Source organism: Streptomyces sp. NPDC088915, assembly GCF_044749825.1.
GTDB lineage: Bacteria > Actinomycetota > Actinomycetes > Streptomycetales > Streptomycetaceae > Streptomyces.
The window spans coordinates 143,025-162,288 of record NZ_JBIVIR010000018.1 but is presented as its reverse complement, the minus strand read 5'-3'; the positions used below and the strand labels follow the sequence as shown (position 1 = coordinate 162,288).

The 19,264-nt window shown below is 73.6% G+C and carries 18 protein-coding genes; 9 read left to right on the top strand and 9 right to left on the bottom strand.

Annotation, left to right across the window (positions count from 1 at the left end; translation table 11 throughout):
* The first annotated feature begins 3 nt into the window (after positions 1 to 3).
* From ACIP5O_RS29655 to ACIP5O_RS29645, 3 genes are all read left to right on the top strand, one after another.
* A complete protein-coding gene (locus ACIP5O_RS29655; RefSeq protein ID WP_401298585.1) occupies positions 4 to 1,785 on the top strand; it encodes a trypsin-like peptidase domain-containing protein in 1,782 nt (593 codons plus the stop codon).
* A 91-nt stretch (positions 1,786 to 1,876) separates the two neighbouring features.
* Positions 1,877 to 2,344, top strand: coding sequence for a sec-independent translocase (locus ACIP5O_RS29650; protein WP_401298582.1), 468 nt, complete (start codon positions 1,877 to 1,879; stop codon positions 2,342 to 2,344).
* A gap of 74 nt (positions 2,345 to 2,418) precedes the next feature.
* Positions 2,419 to 3,045: a hypothetical protein gene (locus ACIP5O_RS29645; protein ID WP_401298579.1), complete on the top strand. Its 627-nt coding sequence runs from the start codon at positions 2,419 to 2,421 to the stop codon at positions 3,043 to 3,045.
* A gap of 59 nt (positions 3,046 to 3,104) precedes the next feature.
* On the opposite strand, the gene ACIP5O_RS29640 is transcribed toward ACIP5O_RS29645, so the two are convergent.
* Genes ACIP5O_RS29640 through ACIP5O_RS29630 form a run of 3 tightly spaced genes read right to left on the bottom strand, consistent with a single transcriptional unit; the run spans position 3,105 to position 6,128 of the window.
* Positions 3,105 to 4,238, bottom strand: a complete 1,134-nt coding sequence (locus ACIP5O_RS29640; protein ID WP_401298576.1) for an Mrp/NBP35 family ATP-binding protein — start codon at positions 4,236 to 4,238, stop codon at positions 3,105 to 3,107.
* 44 nt (positions 4,239 to 4,282) lie between these two features.
* Positions 4,283 to 4,852 carry a DUF1003 domain-containing protein gene (locus ACIP5O_RS29635; RefSeq protein ID WP_401298573.1) on the bottom strand — a complete coding sequence of 190 codons (570 nt, stop codon included), beginning with the start codon at positions 4,850 to 4,852 and terminating at the stop codon, positions 4,283 to 4,285.
* The gene (locus tag ACIP5O_RS29630) at positions 4,842 to 6,128 is read right to left on the bottom strand and encodes a magnesium transporter MgtE N-terminal domain-containing protein (protein WP_401298570.1); all 1,287 of its coding nucleotides are present in this window, start codon (positions 6,126 to 6,128) and stop codon (positions 4,842 to 4,844) included. The genes ACIP5O_RS29635 and ACIP5O_RS29630 overlap by 11 nt, the downstream gene beginning before the upstream one ends.
* 286 nt (positions 6,129 to 6,414) lie before the next feature.
* Here ACIP5O_RS29630 and ACIP5O_RS29625 point away from each other — a divergent pair, with 286 nt between their 5' ends.
* Entirely contained in the window at positions 6,415 to 7,170 is a 756-nt protein-coding gene (locus ACIP5O_RS29625) for a hypothetical protein (RefSeq protein WP_401298568.1), read from the top strand.
* A gap of 15 nt (positions 7,171 to 7,185) precedes the next feature.
* On the opposite strand, the gene ACIP5O_RS29620 is transcribed toward ACIP5O_RS29625, so the two are convergent.
* Both ACIP5O_RS29620 and ACIP5O_RS29615 read right to left on the bottom strand, forming a co-directional pair.
* A complete protein-coding gene (locus tag ACIP5O_RS29620) occupies positions 7,186 to 7,695 on the bottom strand; it encodes a hypothetical protein (RefSeq protein ID WP_401298565.1) in 510 nt (169 codons plus the stop codon).
* Between the two features lie 28 nt (positions 7,696 to 7,723).
* Complete coding sequence (locus ACIP5O_RS29615; protein WP_356542446.1) at positions 7,724 to 8,851, bottom strand: magnesium and cobalt transport protein CorA; 1,128 nt, start codon at positions 8,849 to 8,851, stop codon at positions 7,724 to 7,726.
* A gap of 473 nt (positions 8,852 to 9,324) precedes the next feature.
* On the opposite strand from ACIP5O_RS29615, the gene ACIP5O_RS29610 reads away from it, so the two are divergent.
* Complete coding sequence (locus tag ACIP5O_RS29610; RefSeq protein ID WP_401298562.1) at positions 9,325 to 9,909, top strand: suppressor of fused domain protein; 585 nt, start codon at positions 9,325 to 9,327, stop codon at positions 9,907 to 9,909.
* Positions 9,910 to 9,937: 28 nt separating this feature from the next.
* Here ACIP5O_RS29610 and ACIP5O_RS29605 read toward each other — a convergent pair whose 3' ends face one another.
* Positions 9,938 to 11,179: an MFS transporter gene (locus tag ACIP5O_RS29605; protein ID WP_401298559.1), complete on the bottom strand. Its 1,242-nt coding sequence runs from the start codon at positions 11,177 to 11,179 to the stop codon at positions 9,938 to 9,940.
* Positions 11,180 to 11,383: 204 nt separating this feature from the next.
* Here ACIP5O_RS29605 and ACIP5O_RS29600 point away from each other — a divergent pair, with 204 nt between their 5' ends.
* The 3 genes from ACIP5O_RS29600 to ACIP5O_RS29590 all read left to right on the top strand — a co-directional run bounded on the left by ACIP5O_RS29600 (position 11,384) and on the right by ACIP5O_RS29590 (position 13,878).
* Positions 11,384 to 12,022, top strand: coding sequence for a DUF6758 family protein (locus ACIP5O_RS29600; protein ID WP_125657783.1), 639 nt, complete (start codon positions 11,384 to 11,386; stop codon positions 12,020 to 12,022).
* 133 nt (positions 12,023 to 12,155) lie between these two features.
* Positions 12,156 to 13,022, top strand: coding sequence for a PHP domain-containing protein (locus ACIP5O_RS29595; protein ID WP_401298556.1), 867 nt, complete (start codon positions 12,156 to 12,158; stop codon positions 13,020 to 13,022).
* A 250-nt stretch (positions 13,023 to 13,272) separates the two neighbouring features.
* Positions 13,273 to 13,878 (top strand): MarC family protein, encoded by a 606-nt coding sequence (locus tag ACIP5O_RS29590; protein WP_401298553.1) that lies wholly within the window; start codon positions 13,273 to 13,275, stop codon positions 13,876 to 13,878.
* Between the two features lie 99 nt (positions 13,879 to 13,977).
* Here ACIP5O_RS29590 and ACIP5O_RS29585 read toward each other — a convergent pair whose 3' ends face one another.
* Positions 13,978 to 14,130 (bottom strand): hypothetical protein, encoded by a 153-nt coding sequence (locus ACIP5O_RS29585; protein WP_104860408.1) that lies wholly within the window; start codon positions 14,128 to 14,130, stop codon positions 13,978 to 13,980.
* A 196-nt stretch (positions 14,131 to 14,326) separates the two neighbouring features.
* Here ACIP5O_RS29585 and ACIP5O_RS29580 point away from each other — a divergent pair, with 196 nt between their 5' ends.
* Positions 14,327 to 15,256 carry an NYN domain-containing protein gene (locus ACIP5O_RS29580; protein ID WP_365541174.1) on the top strand — a complete coding sequence of 310 codons (930 nt, stop codon included), beginning with the start codon at positions 14,327 to 14,329 and terminating at the stop codon, positions 15,254 to 15,256.
* Here ACIP5O_RS29580 and ACIP5O_RS29575 read toward each other — a convergent pair.
* Together ACIP5O_RS29575 and ACIP5O_RS29570 are read right to left on the bottom strand one after the other, a co-directional pair.
* Positions 15,240 to 16,127 (bottom strand): alpha/beta fold hydrolase, encoded by an 888-nt coding sequence (locus tag ACIP5O_RS29575; protein ID WP_401298549.1) that lies wholly within the window; start codon positions 16,125 to 16,127, stop codon positions 15,240 to 15,242. The two genes, ACIP5O_RS29580 and ACIP5O_RS29575, sit on opposite strands and share 17 nt — an antisense overlap.
* Before the next feature lie 104 nt (positions 16,128 to 16,231).
* Positions 16,232 to 18,952, bottom strand: coding sequence for a DEAD/DEAH box helicase (locus tag ACIP5O_RS29570; RefSeq protein WP_401298730.1), 2,721 nt, complete (start codon positions 18,950 to 18,952; stop codon positions 16,232 to 16,234).
* Between the last annotated feature and the right edge of the window lie 312 nt (positions 18,953 to 19,264).

Below are 19,264 nucleotides of genomic sequence, written 5' to 3'. Positions count from 1 at the left end.
AGCATGAACAACGGGAAGCCGAACTGGTGGAGCCGTCCTTCGAGCGCACCGGAGGCGGCGCGGATACCCGCGCCGTCTCCGTCCGGTGAGGGCGACGGCGACTTCCCCCTGCCCGCACCACAGCCGCCGGCGGCCCCGGAGCCGCCGACGGCGACCACCCCGGCCGACGCGGCCCCGGCCGGCCCCGAGGGCGTCGCGCCCGCCGGGACGGACACCCGGGACTCCTCCGCGCTGGCCGCCGGAGCCGCCGGGGCCGACCCCGAGGCCGTCGCGCCCGCCGCGTCCGGCTCCCCGGATTCCGCGCCCGCCGCCCCCTCCGTCGTCCTGACCAAGGGCGAGCCGCAGGACCGGGACCCGGCACAGGAGCAGGTCCGGGGCCCGGCGCCCGAGACCGCCCCCGCGCCGCGGGAACAGGCGCAGCCGCAGGCCGCCGCCCCGCCCCTGCACGCCCCCGACGAGTACCGGACGCCGCCCTACGGCGAGCCCGGGCCGTGGGCGCCCGCGCCGCCCGTGCAGCGGCCCCCGTCCCCCGTACCGCCCCAGCAGGGCCCCGTACCGCCCCAGGCGCACCACCAGCCGCAGCCGCACCCGCAGGGGCCCGCGCCCTGGGGGCAGTACGACCCCTGGGGCGTCGGCGGGCCCGCCCTCCCGCCCCCGTCCGCGAAGCGGTCCCGCAAGGGGCTCGCCGTCGCCGGGGCGCTCGTCTTCGCGCTGATCACCGGCGTCGTCGGCGGCGGCATCGGCGCGTACGTCGAGCGCAACGGCGGGATCACCGCCGTCGAACTTCCCCAGGCCGCCGCCGAGGACACCGGCCGCGCCCCCGACAGCGTGGCCGGGATCGCCGCCAGCGCCCTGCCCGGCGTGGTCACCCTGCACGTCAAGGGCAGCGGTTCGTCCGGCACCGGCACCGGCTTCGTCCTGGACACCCGGGGCCACATCCTCACCAACAACCACGTCGTGGACGGCGCCCGGTCCTCCGCGGACATCTCGGTGACCTTCGCCAGCGGCGAGACCGCCCGCGCCAAGCTCGTCGGCAAGGACACCGGCTACGACCTGGCCGTCGTCCAGGTCACCGGCGTCTCCGGCCTCAAGGCCCTGCCGCTCGGCAACTCCGACAACGTGCGCGTCGGCGACCCCGTCGTCGCCATCGGCGCCCCCTTCGACCTCTCCAACACCGTGACCTCCGGCATCATCAGCGCCAAGGAGCGCCCGATCACCGCCGGCGGCGAGAAGGGCGACGGCAGCGACATCAGCTACGTCGACGCGCTCCAGACCGACGCCCCCATCAACCCCGGCAACTCCGGCGGGCCCCTCCTCGACTCCAAGGCCCGGGTCATCGGCATCAACAGCGCGATCCGCGCGGCCGGCGGCTCCGGCGACGGCGAGGGCGAGGGCGCGAGCCAGCCCGGCTCCATCGGCCTCGGCTTCGCCATACCGATCAACCAGGGCAAGCGGGTCGCCGAGGAGCTCATCAGCACCGGCAAGGCGACCCACCCGGTCATCGGCGTGAGCCTCGACATGCAGTACAACGGCGACGGCGCCCGCGTCGGCGAGAAGGGCAAGGACGGCACCGCCTCCGTCACGCCCGGCGGCCCGGCCGCCGAGGCGGGGCTCCGGCCCGGCGACGTCATCACCAAGGTCGACGGCCAGCGGGTGCACAACGGCGAGGAGCTCATCGTGAAGATCCGCGCCCACCGCCCCGGCGACCGCCTGGAGCTCACCCTGAGCCGCGACGGCAAAGAGCTGACAAAGACGTTGACGCTCGGCTCCTCGCAGGGCACCTGAGCGCCATGCGGCGGACACCGCGAGGTACCCGCCCGGCAGTTTCGGCGGGTACCGTGGACCGGGCCCCGGACCGGCGTGAAGGAGCTACTAGGTGTTCAGCGACATAGGCGCACTCGAGCTGGTGACGCTCGTGGTCCTCGCCGTGCTCGTCTTCGGGCCGGACAAGCTCCCGAAGGTGATCCAGGACGTCTCGCGCTTCATCCGGAAGGTCCGCGAGTTCTCCGACAGCGCGAAGAACGACATCCGCAGCGAGCTGGGACCGGACTTCAAGGACTTCGAGTTCGAGGACCTCAACCCCAAGACGTTCCTCCGCAAGCAGATGGAGAGCAACGAGGACCTCAGGGAGCTCAAGGACCTGCGCGGCACCTTCGACCTCAAGAAGGAGATGAACGAGGTCGCCGACGCGGTCCACGGCCGCGAGACCCTGCCCGCCGTCAACGGCTCGGCGACCGGCGGGACGGCGGTCGGCGGCGCCCCGGCGGGCACCCCGGACCTCCTCGAGAAGCGGGACGAACCGGGCGCCGCCGAGCGCCCCCCGTACGACTCCGACGCGACCTGACGACGGGCTGTCACCGCCCCGGCGCGCCCCGGTGGCTATCCTCGCTCTGTTGACGGAACGAGGAGGCGGCCGAGATGGAGACCACGAGCCGGGTGGAGGGCACGCCCGTGGCCCGGCGGATCGACGAGGGCTTCCTGCGGGCGCCCTTCGCCTGGTACGGCCTGGACGAGGCCTTCACCGGGCCACGCCGGCTGATGCAGGTCGGCACGGCGGCGGACGGCAGCGTGCAGCACGGATCGATCGGGCACGGTGACGCGCCGTCGATAAGGTCGGACGCGAGCGGTGCGGAGAAGGAGCGTTTCGCCGTCGTCGTGACGGTCGCGGCGAGCCCCGTCCGGCGGACCGGGGACGGGACGGGCGTCCTCGACGCCACCACCGTCTCCTCCGCCGCCTGGCTGGCCGGTTCCGGGCTGCTCGTCCACACCTGGCCGGCCTCGCTCGACCACGTGACCCGCGACCACTGGCTGGACCAGCAGACCGAGACGGCCTTCGAGCTCGCCGACGACCTCGACGGGCCCGCCTGGACGACGCTCTCGCTGCCCGTGGACGGGGTGCCGGTGCCCTTCCACTACCGCGAGTCCGAGTTCGGCTGGGTCCTGGCCGGCTCGGCGGCGGGCGTGCACCTGGGGGCGTACGGGCGGGGGATGAGCGCGTACGGGCTCGGGTTCGCGCAGATCAAGGACCTCGACGCGTACGCGTAGGGCGAGAACGCCGAAGGGGCGCCCCCGCACGGGGGCGCCCCTTCGGCGTGCGCCGGGACTCAGAACTTGTTGCGCGGCGTGATGCCCAGGCTCATGCCCGACAGGCCGCGCCGGCGGCCGCCCAGCTTGCCGGCGATGGCGCGGAGCGCCGCGCCCGCGGGGGAGTCCGGGTCGGACAGGACGACCGGCTTCCCGTCGTCGCCGCCCTCGCGCAGCCGCACGTCGATCGGGATCGAGCCGAGGACCGGGACGGTCGCGCCCGTGGTCTGCGTCAGGCCGTCCGCGACCTTCTGGCCGCCGCCGGTGCCGAACACGTCCACCATCTCGTCGCAGTGCGGACACGGCAGGCCCGCCATGTTCTCCACGACGCCGACGATCTTCTGGTGCGTCTGGACGGCGATCGAGCCGGCCCGCTCGGCGACCTCGGCCGCCGCCTGCTGCGGGGTCGTGACGACCAGGATCTCGGCGTTCGGCACGAGTTGCGCGACCGAGATCGCGATGTCGCCGGTGCCCGGGGGCAGGTCGAGGAGGAGGACGTCCAGGTCGCCCCAGTACACGTCCGCGAGGAACTGCTGGAGCGCGCGGTGCAGCATCGGGCCGCGCCACACCACCGGCGCGTTGCCCGGGGTGAACATGCCGATCGAGATGACCTTCACGCCGTTCGCCGACGGCGGCATGATCATGTTCTCGACCTGGGTCGGAAGGCCGTCCGCGCCCAGCATCCGGGGCACGCTGTGGCCGTAGATGTCGGCGTCCACGACGCCGACCTTCAGGCCGTCGGCGGCCATCGCCGCGGCCAGGTTCACGGTGACGGAGGACTTGCCGACGCCGCCCTTGCCGGAGGCGACCGCGTAGACCCGGGTCAGCGAGCCGGGCTTGGCGAACGGCACCTCGCGCTCGGCGGTCGTGCCGCGCAGCGCGGTCGCCAGCTCCTTGCGCTGCTCGTCGCTCATCACGTCCAGCGAGACGTCGACGGCGGTGACGCCCTCGACCCGGGAGACGGCCTCGGTCACGCGCTGGGTGATGGTGTCGCGCATCGGGCACCCGGAGACCGTCAGGTAGACCGTGACGGCGACCCTGCCGTCCGGTTCGATCTCCACCGACTTGACCATGCCGAGCTCAGTGATCGGCTTGTTGATCTCAGGGTCGTTCACCGTCGCCAGTGCCGCGAGCACCGCGTCTTCCGTAGCCATACCGACGATGGTACGGCGCCGACCACCGCCCCGTGGAAGGGCCGTCAACGGTCGGGTACGTCACTTCCCCGGGTGCCGCCCGGCGGGAATGGATCCCGGCGCTCCTCCATCTCCTTGAGGAGGTCCTGGAGCTCGGAGCGGATCCAGTCGCGCGTGGCGACCTCGCCGAGGCCCATGCGCAGCGCCGCGATCTCCCGCGTCAGGTACTCGGTGTCCGCGATCGACCGCTCGTTCTGCTTCCGGTCCTGTTCGAGGTTGACCCGGTCCCGGTCGTCCTGCCGGTTCTGGGCGAGCAGGATCAGCGGCGCCGCGTACGAGGCCTGGAGGGACAGCGCGAGCGTCAGGAAGATGAACGGGTACTCGTCGAACTTCAGCGGCCCCGGCGCGAAGATGTTCCACAGCACCCAGACGACGATCGTCAGCGTCATCCAGACGAGGAACCTGCCCGTCCCCAGGAAGCGGGCGATCCGCTCCGACAGGCGCCCGAAGGCCTCCGGGTCGTACTCCGGCAGCAGCCGGGCCCGCCGCTCCCTCGGCAGGTCGAGCCGGATCCGGGGCACGGCCCGCTCCCGGTCCCGCTCGCGCTCCCGGTCCTGCGTGCGTTCAGCGGCCATGCCCCGCCCCCTCCTCCTCGTGGAACTCGGTCTCGCGCCAGTCGTCCGGCAGCAGGTGGTCCAGCACGTCGTCGACGGTCACCGCGCCGAGCAGGGAGCCGCCCTCGTCCACGACGGGCGCGGCGACCATGTTGTACGCGGCGAGGTAGCTGGTGACGGCCGACAGCGGGGTGTCCGGGCCGAGCGGCGGCAGGTCGCTGTCCACGATCGAGCTGACCAGGGTGAACGGCGGGTCCCGCAGGAGCCGCTGGAAGTGCACCGTGCCCAGGTACTTCCCGGTCGGCGTCTCGTCCGGCGGCCGGCACACGTACACCTGCGCGGCAAGCGCCGGGGACAGGTCCTGCTGGCGGACCCGGGCCAGCGCGTCCGCGACGGTCGCGTCCGGCCGCAGCACGATCGGCTCCGTCGTCATCAGACCGCCCGCCGTGCGCTCCTCGTACGCCAGGAGGCGGCGCACGTCCGCCGCGTCGTCCGGCTGCATCAGGGTCAGCAGCCGCTCCTGGTCCTCCTCGGGCAGCTCGGACAGCAGGTCGGCCGCGTCGTCCGGGTCCATCGCCTCCAGGACGTCGGCCGCCCGCTCCTCCTTCAGCTTGCCGAGGATCTCGATCTGGTCGTCCTCGGGGAGCTCTTCGAGGACGTCCGCGAGCCGGTCGTCGTCCAGGGCCGCGGCCACCTCGGCGCGCCGCTTGGGGGAGAGGTGGTGCAGGGCGTTGGCCAGGTCGGCCGGGCGCAGCTTCTCGAAGGTGGCGAGCAGGTTCTCGGCGCCCTGGCCGTGCTCCTCCAGGGAGAAGCCGGTGACGGCCGACCACTCGACGGTCAGGGTCTCGCCCCGGCGGCTCAGCACCCCGCCCTTGCCCTTGCGGACGAAGACCTTGTCGATCTCCCAGTCGCGGCGGGCGGGCAGCTGCTGGATGGCGACGTCGAGGACGGTGACCTCCTCGCCCTCCCGCCCGTCGCTCCCCACGAGCCGCACCCGCCGGTCCAGGAGCTCGCCGAGGACGAGCCGCTCGGTGGGGCGCTGCTCGAAGCGGCGCATGTTCACCACGCCGGTGGTGATGACCTGCCCGGACTCGACGCCGGTGATCCGGGTCATGGGCACGAAGACCCGGCGGCGGCTGAGCACCTCCACGACCATGCCGAGCAGGCGCGGCGGGCGGCGGCCGACCCGGAGCATGGCCACCAGGTCGCTGACCCGGCCGACCTGGTCGCCGACGGGGTCGAAGACGGGGACCCCCGCCAGGTGGGAGACGAAGATCCGGGGGGCGCCTGCCGCCATGCCACGCGCCTCCTCGGTGTCGCACGATTCGAGTCCTCGCAGCGCCCCGCCGGTGATCGCGGAGCGCTACCGGTTCAGGCTAGCCCGTGCCGTTCCGACCCGCTCCGGCAGTGCCTCCGTACGGCTGCCTGCGGGGGCCGCCGGCCGGCCCGGGTACGCTGCGGTCTGCTGTTACCCCGGTACCGGAGCCGGAACCCCCGGTACCGCTACGGGTACCGGACCCCGCCCTTCCGCCCGGCCGGGGCCCGGCGCCCGTACGCCCGCACGATCACGAGAGGCAGCGCAGATGACCGTCCGCACCCCGGCATCGCGTATCCGCGGGGCCGTCGTGCCCCTGGCGCTCTGCGCCGGACTGACGGCGGGGCTCACGGCCTGCGCCGCCGACCCGGACGAGGGGACCAACGGGGTCGGGCGGCTCGCCGCCCCCGACATCGAGCGCAAGGCGCGGACGGTGGCGGACGGGGCGAAGGCGGTGCGCCTGGCCGGCACCCTGGTCAGCAAGGGCGGCACCTTCAAGCTCAACATGCGCCTCAAGCGGGATGGCGCCAGCGGCTCGGTGACGACGCGGAACGGCACCTTCGAGCTGACGCGGGTCGGCGACACGCTCTACCTGAAGGCCGACGCCGGCTTCTGGTCCCACGGCAAGGGCGACGACAAGCCGACGGAGACGGACGTCGAGGCCGCCGAGAAGCTCGACGGCAAGTACGTGAAGGTGCCGCAGGACGACCCCTCGTACAAGCAGCTGCGCGGCTTCACCGACATGAAGCCGCTGCTCGACGGCCTCATCGGGCTGCACGGCGAGAAGGTCAAGGGCGACCGCACGCGGGTCGGCGGGGTCCGCACGATCAAGGTCAAGGGCGGCGCGGGGGGCGAGGGCGGCGTCCTGGACGTGTCCCTGGACGGCTCCCCGTACCCCGTGCAGTTCGCGCGCGGCGGGGGCGGGGGCGTGGTGACGCTCTCCGACTGGAACAAGGACTTCCCGCTGGCCGCGCCGACGAAGGACGAGACCGTGGACTACGGCAAGCAGCTGCCCCGCACCTGACGGGCTCGCGGGTCCTCAGCGGCGCCTGCGGCGCTTCAGGAGCAGGCGCGGGAGCGCGGCCGGCACGGGACGGCGGGTCGTCGCCGCCGTGGGCAGCGGTACGGCCGCCAGGGAGCCGTCCGGCAGCTCGGCGGCGACCTCGCGCGGTACGAGCCGCACCACCCGGCACTCGCGCGCCCAGCGCTCCGGCATCGCCTCGCCGTCGGGCGCGTTGAGCCGCTTGCCCTTCAGCTCCGCGACGGCCGCGTTCCACTCCTCCGTACCGGCGGCCAGCTCGCGCACGGCGGCCGTCCAGGCGACGATCCGGCCGCCCTTGTCCTTGCTGCGGACGGTCACCTCGGCCGTGCCGCCGTCCGCCAGGCCCGGCAGCGGCTGCTCGCCGGGCCCGTCGCCGACGACGAGCGCGGCGCCGTCGTGCCAGACGTGCCAGAGCGCGCGGGCGGGCCCGGTGCCGCGCACCCACACCAGGCCGGACTTCTTGGTGGCCTCCTCGACGAGGGCGGGCCCGAGCGACTGATCGGTCATGCCCGCAGCCTATCCACCGGGGCCGGCGCTACAGCCAGCCGTTGCGCTTGAGGGTGCGGTGGATGGTGAGGCAGACCACGACGATGCCGGTGAGCACCATCGGGTAGCCGTACTTCCAGTGCAGCTCCGGCATGTGGTCGAAGTTCATGCCGTACACCCCGCAGACCGCCGTGGGGACGGCGACGATCGCCGCCCACGAGGTGATCTTGCGCATGTCCTCGTTCTGCGCGACGGTCGCCTGCGCCAGGTTGGCCTGGAGGATCGAGTTGAGCAGCTCGTCGAAGCCGACGACCTGCTCCTGGACGCGGGCGAGGTGGTCCGCGACGTCCCGGAAGTACTTCTGGATGTCCGGGTCCACCAGCCGCATCGGCCGCTCGCTGAGCAGCTGCATCGGCCGCAGCAGCGGGGTGACGGCCCGCTTGAACTCCAGGACCTCGCGCTTGAGCTGGTAGATCCGGCCGGTGTCCGTACCGCGCGTGGAGCCCTTCACGGCCGGCGAGAAGACGTCGATCTCCAGCTGGTCGATGTCCAGCTCGACGGAGTCGGCGACCGCGATGTAGCCGTCGACGACGTGGTCCGCGATGGCGTGCAGGACGGCCGAGGGGCCCTTGGAGAGCAGCTCGGGCTCGCCCTGGAGGCGGTGGCGGAGGTTGCGCAGGGAGCCCTGCCCGCCGTGCCGGACGGTGATGACGAAGTCGGGTCCGGTGAAGCACATGACCTCGCCGGTCTCGACGACCTCGCTGGTCGCGGTCAGCTCGGCGTGCTCGACGTAGTGGATCGTCTTGAAGACGGTGAAGAGGGTGTCGTCGTACCGCTCCAGCTTGGGCCGCTGGTGGGCGTGGACGGCGTCCTCGACGGCGAGCGGGTGCAGCCCGAACTCGGCGGCGATGACGGCGAATTCGGCCTCGGTCGGCTCGTGCAGGCCGATCCAGGCGAAGCCGCCCTTCTCCCGTACGCGCCGCATCGCGCCGCGCGGGGTGAGGCACGCGTCGTCCTCGACCCGGCGCCCGTCGCGGTAGACGGCGCAGTCGACGACGGCGGTGGACGCCGAGTGGTCGCGGGTGGGGTCGTACGCGGTGTACGTGGTGGGGGTCTTGCGCAGGGGGTGCCGCAGGCTCGGACGGACGGCGGCACGCAGGTCACGGATCATCGACATGGGCATGCTCCTTCACGGAGAGGCCGTCGGCGAGCGTGGCACAGCCCGGAATGGGGACGTGGAGCTACGTCGTCCACAAAGCGGGCGGCACCGGGGGATCGCGGTGACGGCGTTCGCTACAGACATTCGCTACGGACAGGCGAGGGCGAAATGCTCTTCCGTCGTGCGAGATGCCGGAGAAGGGGGTCGCGCGGTCCGTGCGGATCGGGGGATCGCGCGGTCCTGGAGTCGCGTACCCGGAATCACCGGGAGGAAAAGCGCACCGGGCTCGGGTGCGGGGCGGAAGAGCCGCTGGTACTGCCCGACCGACTTCGGTCCATCGCAGCCCCACCTCCTCCGGCCGGTCCCCCGTGAGGGATGACGTGTGACGAGTGGTCGGGGATCCAACGCTCCCGGCCAGCGGCCAAGACTATCAGCCGACAGAGGGTCAATCCCTTCCTTTGCCCGTTCCATACGCGCTTTATGCTCAACCCATGGGAGAAGTTCTTGCTCTGGTCGAGGCCCGGTTGCGCACGGCCCTCGGGGAACCGGACGCGCGCGCCGCGGTGACGTTTCTCGGCACGGACCGGATCGAGGTGCTCCGCTTCGTCGACGGCGATCTCGTGCGGTACGCGACCCTCGGGATGTCCGCGCGGCCGATGGCCGATCCGACCGCCGTGCTCGCCGATCCGGTGAAGGGTCCGCGCGCGGAACTCGTCCTCACCGTACGGGCGGGCCTGGCCGACACCGACAAGGTGCTGCGCCCGCTCGCGGTGCTCGCCTCCACCCCGCAGGTGGAGGGCGTGGTCGTGGCCCCGGGCGCCTCGCTCGACGTGGGAGAACCGCTCTGGCCGGACGCCCCCTTCGGTTCGGTGCTCGTCGCCGAGTCGGGCGGCCTGGTGGAGGACCTGGAGCTGGACGAGCCGATGGACCCGGTGCGGTTCCTGCCGCTGCTGCCGATGACCTCGAACGAGGCGGCGTGGAAGCGGGTGCACGGGGCGCAGGCCCTGGAGGAGCGCTGGCTGGCGCACGGGACGGACCTGCGCGATCCCCTGCGCAGGTCCGTGCCTCTCGACTGACGGGCCCGTAAACCCTTCGCGTCGCCGGTCAGTTGGCGAAGACGCCGACGCCGTCCTCGGTGGCGTGCTTCGGCGCCTGCTCCTCGGCCTCGTGGGTGAGGGAGGCGCGGCGGACCGTGACGACGACGGCGCCGAGCAGCGCTGCCGCGCCGGCCACCACGAACGGCACGTGGACGTCGGTCCACTCCTCGATCTTCGGGGCGAAGTACGGGGCGGCCGCCGCGGCGAACCAGCGGACGAAGTTGTAGCCCGCGCTCGCGACCGGGCGCGGGGCGTCCGAGACGCCGAGGGCCAGTTCGGTGAAGACGGTGTTGTTGACGCCGATGAACGCGCCCGACAGGACCGTGCAGACGATCGCGGTGGTGTGGCCGCCGTAGCCGAGCACCACGACGTCCGCCGCGAGCAGCACCAGCGAGCCGGTGAGCACCGTGAGCGAGCCGAACCGGCGCTGGAGCCGGGGCGCGACGAGCACCGAGAAGACGGCGAGCAGCACGCCCCAGGCGAAGAACACCGCGCCGGACTTGTACGGCGTCATGTCCAGCACGAACGGGGTGAAGGCGAGGACCGTGAAGAAGGCGTAGTTGTAGAAGAACGCCGCCGCCGCGGCCGAGGCGAGGCCGCCGTGGCCCAGGGCCCGGACCGGGTCGAGCAGCGAGGTCTTCCGGGCCGGCTTCGGCTGCTCCTTGAGGAAGACCGCGATGCAGAGGAAGCCGATCGCCATCAGGGCGGCGGTGCCGAAGAAGGGGTAGCGCCAGCTCGCGTCGCCCAGGACCGCGCCGAGCAGCGGTCCGCAGGCCATGCCGAGGCCGAGCGCCGACTCGTAGAGCAGGATCGCCGCCGCGCTGCCGCCGGCCGCCGCGCCGACGATGACGGCGAGCGAGGTCGAGACGAAGAGCGCGTTGCCGAGGCCCCAGCCGGCCCGGAAGCCGACGAGCTGCCCGACCATGTCGGAGGTGCCGGCGAGGGCGGCGAAGACGACGACGAGGGCGAGCCCGGCGAGCAGGGTCCTGCGGCCGCCGATGCGGCTGGAGACGAAGCCGGTGACCAGCATCGCGACGGCGGTGATCAGGAAGTACGAGGTGAAGAGCAGGGACACCTGGCTCGGGGTCGCGTGCAGGCCCTGGGCGATCGACGGCAGGATCGGGTCGACGAGGCCGATGCCCATGAAGGCGACGACCGAGGCGCCGGCCGTGGCCCAGACGGCGGGGGGCTGGCGCAGGATGCTCCCGCCCGTGGGCGCGTCTTCCGCGGGCGCTGCTTCTCTCTCCATGGGTGCTGTTCCTCCGTGGCGACCGGATGGGTGCGATATACACAGAATAAGTTAGACGGCCTAATGAGTGCAAGCTACACCTATATGGGGAGGCGGTGTGCGGGTATAGCGGAAGGGATGTGCGAGTGGGCGGCCCGTGTCGGACGGGTGATCGTTCGGGGTCGTCCTTGACGCGGGACGGAAGGGGTAGGACCGTTGAGCCCTATGAGGGGCGAACCCAGTTGCCCGAAGTGCGGTGGCCGGGTCAGAGCGCCCGGCCTCTTCGCCGACTCCTGGCAGTGTGACGTGCACGGCTCGGTGCACCCGCTCCAGCCCGTCGTCCCGCCCAGCGTCGAGGCCCTCGGCGTCGTGGTGCACCGCTCCCGGGTGCCCGTGTGGATGCCGTGGCCCCTGCCCGTCGGCTGGCTCTTCACCGGCGTCGCGTACGCGGGCGACGACCGCAGCGGCGGACGCGCGACCGCCGTCGCCTGCTCGGGCCCCGGCCCGCTCGGCGGGATCGGGGAGCTGCTCCTGGTCGCCGAGGAGCTCGGCGTCGGCCTCGGCGCGCGGTACGCCGGCATCGACGGGCTCGACCCCGGCTCCGGCATGGCCATCGACAAGCCGCCCCAGACGAAGGTGCTCGCCGCCGGGCGCCCCACCCCGCTCTGGCACGTCACCGGCGCCCCGCACGACCGCGCGGTCTTCGCGGGCGAGGCGCGCGGCCTGTGGCTGTGGGCGATCGTCTGGCCCGAGCAGTCCGGCCTCCTGATGTACGACGAACTGGTCCTGACGGACCTGCGGGACGCCGGCGCCGAGGTCGAACTGCTGCCGTGCGGGGCGCTCACCCCGAGACTGCTGGGCTGAGACCGCCGCCGGACCACGGTTTCACCGCGCCGAGTTCTCGTCGGGCCGGGGCGTTCCTTCCGTACGGGCGTGTTCGATTCGCCCGTTATGCTGGAGCGTCCCCGTCCGTCCCGAGCCCCCGGAGTACCGCGTCGTGCGCATCGACCTGCACACCCACTCCACGGCCTCCGACGGCACGGACTCCCCGGCCGAGCTCGTCCGGAACGCGGCCGCCGCCGGGCTCGACGTCGTCGCCCTCACGGACCACGACACCACCCGCGGCCACGCCGAGGCGATCGCCGCGCTGCCCGAGGGGCTGACCCTCGTCACCGGGGCCGAGCTGTCCTGCCGGATGGACGGCATCGGCCTGCACCTGCTCGCGTACCTCTTCGACCCGGAGGAGCCCGCGCTCCTCGCCGAGCGCGAACTCGTCCGCGACGACCGCGTGCCCCGCGCCCGGGCGATGGTCGACAAGCTCCGGGACCTCGGCGTCCCCGTCACCTGGGAGCGGGTGGCCCGGATCGCCGGCGACGGCTCCGTGGGCCGTCCGCACGTCGCCGAGGCGCTCGTCGAGCTCGGGGTCGTCCCCGACGTGTCCGGCGCCTTCACGCCCGAGTGGCTCGCCGACGGCGGCCGGGCCCACGTCGGCAAGCACGAGCTGGACCCGGTCGAGGCGATCCGCCTCGTCAAGGCGGCCGGCGGCGTCACCGTCTTCGCGCACCCCCTCGCCGTCAAGCGCGGCCGGGTGCTCCCGGAGGCCGCGATCGCCCGGCTCGCCGAGGCCGGGCTCGACGGCGTCGAGGTCGACCACATGGACCACGACGAGGCGACGCGGGCGCGGCTGCGCGGGCTCGCCAAGGAGCTGGGCCTGCTGACCACCGGCTCCAGCGACTACCACGGCAGCCGCAAGACCTGCCGGCTCGGCGAGTACACCACCGACCCCGAGATCTACGGCGAGATCACCCGCCGCGCGGCGGGTGCCTTCCCGGTCCCCGGCGCCGGGGGACCCGTCACCGCCTAGGGCCTGCCCGGCGGCCCCGGCCATGATCCGCCGGACAGGCCCTGGGCCGTACCTCGCTCGACGGAACCCGCCGCGCCGACGCGCGTCCGCGGAGCCGTCCGCAGGCCTCATCACCGCTCCCGGTCCACCCTTCGTACCGCCCTGTGCCGTACGCGGGGCGGCACACCCCCTGCCCCGGTGACGGAATCCCACGTTCCGGATCCCACGGGCGACACCCCACCGTTCCACCTCTCCCGCAAGGCACCCCACCGTGTTCGACGTCGCCGTCTTCGGCTCGCTGTTCCTGACCCTCTTCGTGATCATGGATCCCCCCGGGATCACCCCGATCTTCCTCGCCCTCACCTCCGGCCGCCCGGCCAAGGTGCAGCGCCGGATGGCCTGGCAGGCCGTCGCCGTCGCCTTCGGCGTCATCACCGTCTTCGGCATCCTGGGCCAGCAGATCCTGGCGTACCTGCACGTCTCCGTCCCCGCCCTGATGATCGCGGGCGGACTGCTCCTGCTGCTCATCGCGCTCGACCTGCTCACCGGCAAGACCGACGAGCCCAAGCAGACCAAGGACGTCAACGTCGCCCTCGTCCCGCTCGGCATGCCGCTGCTCGCCGGGCCCGGCGCGATCGTCTCGGTCATCCTCGCCGTGCAGCACGCCGACGGCGTGGCCTCGCAGATCTCCGTCTGGGCCGCCATCGCCGCCATGCACGTCGTCCTCTGGCTGACCATGCGGTACTCGCTCGTGATCATCCGGATCATCAAGGACGGCGGCGTGGTGCTGGTGACCCGGCTCGCCGGCATGATGCTCTCCGCCATCGCGGTGCAGCAGATCATCAACGGCGTCACCCAGGTCGTCCGGGGCTCCTGAGCCCGCCGGGACGGGCCCGGACGCCACTGCGCCCCCGTACGGATTCCGCTGTCGCGGAGTCCGCGCGGGGGCGCGGTGCGTCGGGGTGGACCCGGCCTGTTACGAGGCCGAGGTCTCGGCGGGGCGGATCCAGATGCGCTGGCCGATCGAGGCGGCCTGCTGCACGATCCGGTTGACGGAGGCGGCGTCCACGACCGTCCGGTCGACGGGCGTGCCGTCGACGTCGTCGAGTCGCAGGATTTCGAAGCGCACGGGCTTCTCCCTTCGTCTGAGTTGATCCTCCTGATGGAGAACTGCGTTACGTATCTCTACAACGACATGCATCCTGCAAACATTCCTTACGCTAAGGAAAATTTTCGGATGTCTAAATACTGGCGAGTAAGGGGGTGCGGCGGCCGGACCGACGGCGGCGGACAACGAGCCGCGCATGGCGGACAATGAGCCGCGTATGAACGACGCAGACACCACACAGGTGACCGAGACCGACGCCCGCCTGCGCGCACTCGACGCACGCCTGGAGCGCACCAACGAGCTCCTCCGGCGGATGCTGGCCGAGGTCGCCAAGACCCCTTCCACACACGCCATCTTCGTCGACGCGGGTTACGTCCATGCTGCGGCCGGGTTGCTTGTCGTCGGCACCGAGGACCGGCGCTCCTTCGACCTCGACGCGGAAGGGCTCATCGAGGCCTTCATCGACAAGGCCCGCACGATCTTCGCCGACAGCCGGCTCCTGCGCGTCTACTGGTACGACGGCGCCCGCCGCCGCATCCACACCCCCGAGCAGCAGGCCATCGCCGAACTGCCCGACGTCAAGGTCCGCCTCGGCAACCTCAACGCCAACAACCAGCAGAAGGGCGTCGACTCCCTCATCCGCACGGACCTGGAGTCCCTCGCCCGCCACCGCGCCATCAGCGACGCCGCCCTCGTCGGCGGCGACGAGGACCTCGTCTCCGCCGTCGAGGCCGCCCAGGGCTACGGCGCCCGCGTCCACCTCTGGGGCATCGAGGCCGCCGAGGGCCGCAACCAGGCCGAGGCCCTCCTCTGGGAGGTCGACAGCCAGCGCACCTTCGACCTGGACTTCTGCCGCCCGTACGTCACCCGCCGCCCCGTCACCACGTACGAGAACGAGGGCGAGCCGCCGCCCTCCCGCGAGGAGGTGCGCTTCGTCGGCGCGCAGATCGCGGCGGCCTGGCTCGCCGAGCGCGGCCGGGACCGGCTCGCCGAGCTCCTGCCCGGCGCGCCCTATCTGCCCGGATCGTTCGACCAGGACCTGCTCGTCGAGGCGGAGCGCCTGCTCAGCCGCTCCCTGCGCGGCCACGCCGCGCTCCGGCGCTCCCTGCGGGACGGCTTCTGGCAGCACCTCAAGGCGCAGTACTGACCTCCGGGGACGCGACCACGCGCTCCCAGAAGCCGAGGAGGCGGGCCGTCAGCTCCCCGGGGTGCGACACGTTGGGGGAGTGGCCCGCGCCCGCCACCACCGTGTGGTGCGCGCCGGTGCGGGCCGCCGCCGCGGCGAGGTCCGCCGTCGACCAGACCATCTCGTCCGTCCCGTACGCGAAGTGCAGCGGCGTCCGCAGCGCGAGCAGCTCCTCCGTACCGTCCCGGCGGTCGAGCAGCAGCCGCCCGGCGCCCCGCAGCTGGGCGATCCGGGTGCGGGTCCAGCGCCGCCGCAGGAAGTCCGCGAGCCCCGGCACGTCGGACGTGTCCGGCTCCTCGCCCCGGCTGTCCAGCCGGCACATCGCCTCCCAGACCCGCTCCTTCGACAGCAGCGCGAGTCCGGCCCGCAGCGCCCGCACCCGGATCCGCTGCGGCCGGGAGACCCGCCCGACGCCCGAGGAGAGCAGGGTGAGCGAGCGGAAGGCGTCCGGCGCGACCGCCACCGCCGCCCGGGCCACCAGACCGCCGAACGAGTGGCCCACCAGGTGCACGGGGCCGTCCCCGAGCGCCAGGGCCTGCGCCACCGCGTCGAGCGCGAGCGCCCGGCGGCGGTAGGCGGCCCGGCCCCGGGGGCCCGGGGTGTCGTTCTGCCCGCGCCCGTCCACGGCCACGGCCCGGTACCCGGCGCCGGTCAGCGGCTCCAGGAGGGCCAGGAAGTCCTCCTTGCTGCCGGTGTACCCGGGCAGCAGCAGCACCGTCCCCCGCCGCTCCCCCTCGGGCTCCGCGTCGAGCACGGCGAACGGTCCGCGCACGGTGTCGAGACGGCGGGCGCGGGTGCGCGGCGGCAGGGTCAGGGACCTGGGCTTGCTCATGACCCGGACTGTAGTCCGGGGACGGCGGGGCGGCGCGGCCCGGGGACACCGCCGCGGCCCGCCCCCGGGAAGGGGACGGGCCGCGGCGGTGGTGCGGGACGGGCTCAGCTCTCGGCCGGGGCCGCCGTCTTCTTGGCGGTGCGGCGACGCGGGGCCTTCTTCGGCTCCTCGTCCCCGGCCACGGCCTCGGCGACCGGCTCGGCGACGGCCTTCTTCACCGTACGGCGACGGGCCGGAGCCTTCGGCGCCTGCGGCTCGGAGGCGTCGGGCGCCTCGGCGGCGACCGTCTTCTTCGCCGCGCGGCGACGGGGAGCCTTCGGGGCCTCCTCGACGGCGGGGGCCTCGACCGCCGGAACGGCCTCGGCCACGGCCTTCTTCGCCGTGCGGCGGCGCGGGGCGGCCTTCTTGGGGGCCTCCTCCGCGACCGGCTCGACGACCGGCTCCGCCACCTGCTCGGCGGGGGCCTCGGCCACCGGCGCCTCTGCGGTCACCGGCGCGGCGGCGGCCTTGCGGACGGCGCGGCGGCGCGGGGCGGGCTCGGGAGCCTCCTCGGCCACCGGCGCCGGTGCCACGGCCGGTACGACGATGACCGCGGCCTCGGCGGACGCCGGGGAACCGGCGGCCCGGGTGGCGGCGCGGCGGCGGCGCGGGGCGGGCGCCTCCTCGACGACCGGAGCCGCGACCGGCTCGGCCACCGGCTCGGCGGCCGGGGCCTCGGCGGTCACCGGCGAACCGGCGGGCCTGCGGGCCGTACGGCGACGGCGCGGGGCCGGAACCTCGGCCGGGGCCTCGGCGACGACGGCGACGGGCTCGGCCACCGGGGCGGCGACGGGCTCGGCGGTCTTGACGGCCGACTCGACGGCCTCGGGGGCCTGAGCGGCTTCGACGGCCTTACCGGCCGCACGGCGGCGCGGGGCCCGCTTCGGCTCCTCGGCCCTGGGCGCCTCGACGGCGACCGGGGCCTCGGTCTTCGGCGCCTCGACGGCCGACTGCGCCCGCAGGGCGGCCGCGGCGGTCTCGGGCGTCTGGAAGGAGACGGTCTCCTCGGCCGGACGCACCCGGGCGCGGCGACGGCGCACGACCGGAGCGGGCTCCTGGACGGCGGGGGCCGCGGGGGTACGGACCGCCGGGGCGGCCTGGACGGCCTCCGGACGGGCGGCACGGGCACGGCGACGGGGAGCCTTCGGCTCCTCGGCCTTCCGCTCCTCGGCCTTGGGCGTCTCGGCCTTCGGGGCCTCGGCCTTGGGCGCGTCAGCCTTCGGAACCTCCGCCTTCGGCGTCTCGGTGACGACCGGGGCCGGGGCCGGAGCCTCGGTCTTCGGCGTCTCGACGGCCTTCGGGGCCTCGGCGACGGCGACCGAGGCCGTCTGCGCGACCGGCGCGGAGCCCTGGGCGCCGACCCGGGTGCGACGGCGGCGGCGCGGGGTGCGCGGACCGGACTCGGTCCGGGCCTCGTCACCCGCCGGCACGGCGGCCGGAGCCGCCTGGGCGGCGTCGGTGCGCTCCGAGGGCGCCGGGGCGTCGACGGCGTCGCCGCCGCCGCGGGTGCGCCGGCGCTGGCGCGGGGTCCGGGTGCGCTCCGGGCGCTCCTCGGTCCTCTCCGCCGCCTTCGGGCCGCGGGCACGGCGTCCGCCGGGCTCGCCCAGGTCCTCCAGCTCCTCCGCGCCCAGACCCGCGCGGGTCCGCTCGGCGCGGGGCAGGATGCCCTTGGTGCCCGCCGGGATGTCCAGCTCCTCGTACAGGTGCGGGGAGCTGGAGTACGTCTCGACCGGGTCGTGGAAGTCCAGGCCGAGCGCCTTGTTGATCAGCTGCCAGCGCGGGATGTCGTCCCAGTCGACCAGGGTCACCGCCGTGCCCTTCGCGCCCGCGCGGCCGGTGCGGCCCACGCGGTGGAGGAACGTCTTCTCGTCCTCCGGCGACTGGTAGTTGATGACGTGGGTGACGCCCTCGACGTCGATGCCGCGCGCGGCGACGTCGGTGCAGACGAGCACGTCGACCTTGCCGTTGCGGAAGGCGCGCAGCGCCTGCTCGCGGGCGCCCTGGCCCAGGTCGCCGTGGACGGCGCCGGAGGCGAAGCCGCGGCGCTCCAGCTGCTCGGCGATGTCGGCCGCCGTGCGCTTGGTGCGGCAGAAGATCATCGCGAGCCCGCGGCCGTTGGCCTGCAGGATGCGGGAGACCAGCTCCGGCTTGTCCATCGAGTGCGCGCGGTAGACGTGCTGCTTGATGTTGGCGACGGTGACGCCCTCGCCGTCGGGCGAGGTGGCGCGGATGTGCGTCGGCTGCGACATGTAGCGGCGGGCCAGGCCGATGACCGCGCCCGGCATGGTGGCCGAGAACAGCATGGTCTGGCGCTTCGCCGGAAGCATGTTCATGATCTTCTCGACGTCGGGCAGGAAGCCCAGGTCGAGCATCTCGTCGGCCTCGTCCAGGACGAGGACCCTGACGTGGGAGAGGTCGAGCTTGCGCTGGCCGGCCAGGTCGAGCAGGCGGCCGGGGGTGCCGACGACCACGTCGACGCCCTTCTGCAGCGCCTCGACCTGCGGCTCGTACGCCCGGCCGCCGTAGATGGCGAGCACGCGCACGTTGCGCACCTTGCCGGCGGTCAGCAGGTCGTTGGTGACCTGGGTGCACAGCTCGCGGGTGGGCACGACGACGAGCGCCTGCGGGGCGTCGGTGAGCTGCTCGGGCTTGGCCCGGCCGGCCTCGACGTCCATGGGGACGGTCACGCGCTCCAGGATCGGCAGGCCGAAGCCGAGGGTCTTGCCCGTGCCGGTCTTGGCCTGGCCGATGACGTCGGTGCCGGTGAGGGCGACCGGGAGGGTCATCTCCTGGATGGGGAAGGGGTTCACGATGCCGACGGCCTCCAGGGCCTCGGCCGTCTCGGAAAGGATTCCGAGCTCTCGGAAAGTGGTAGTCAGGGTGCTGCCTCTTCTGTGAGACGCGGCGCGAGGCGAACGAAGGGGGTCGTACCGTGCCGGATCACTGTCGGCGCGATCGGAAAGACCGCCGCCGGGTGGCACGGGACCACTGCCGTCGCTCGAGCGTCGTACCGCTGAGGGTGACCCTTCCGCGGGTCCGCCGGAAGGGCTGTCGGGCCGGAGCCGATCGGGCCACCGACCGGGCATCCTCATTCATGA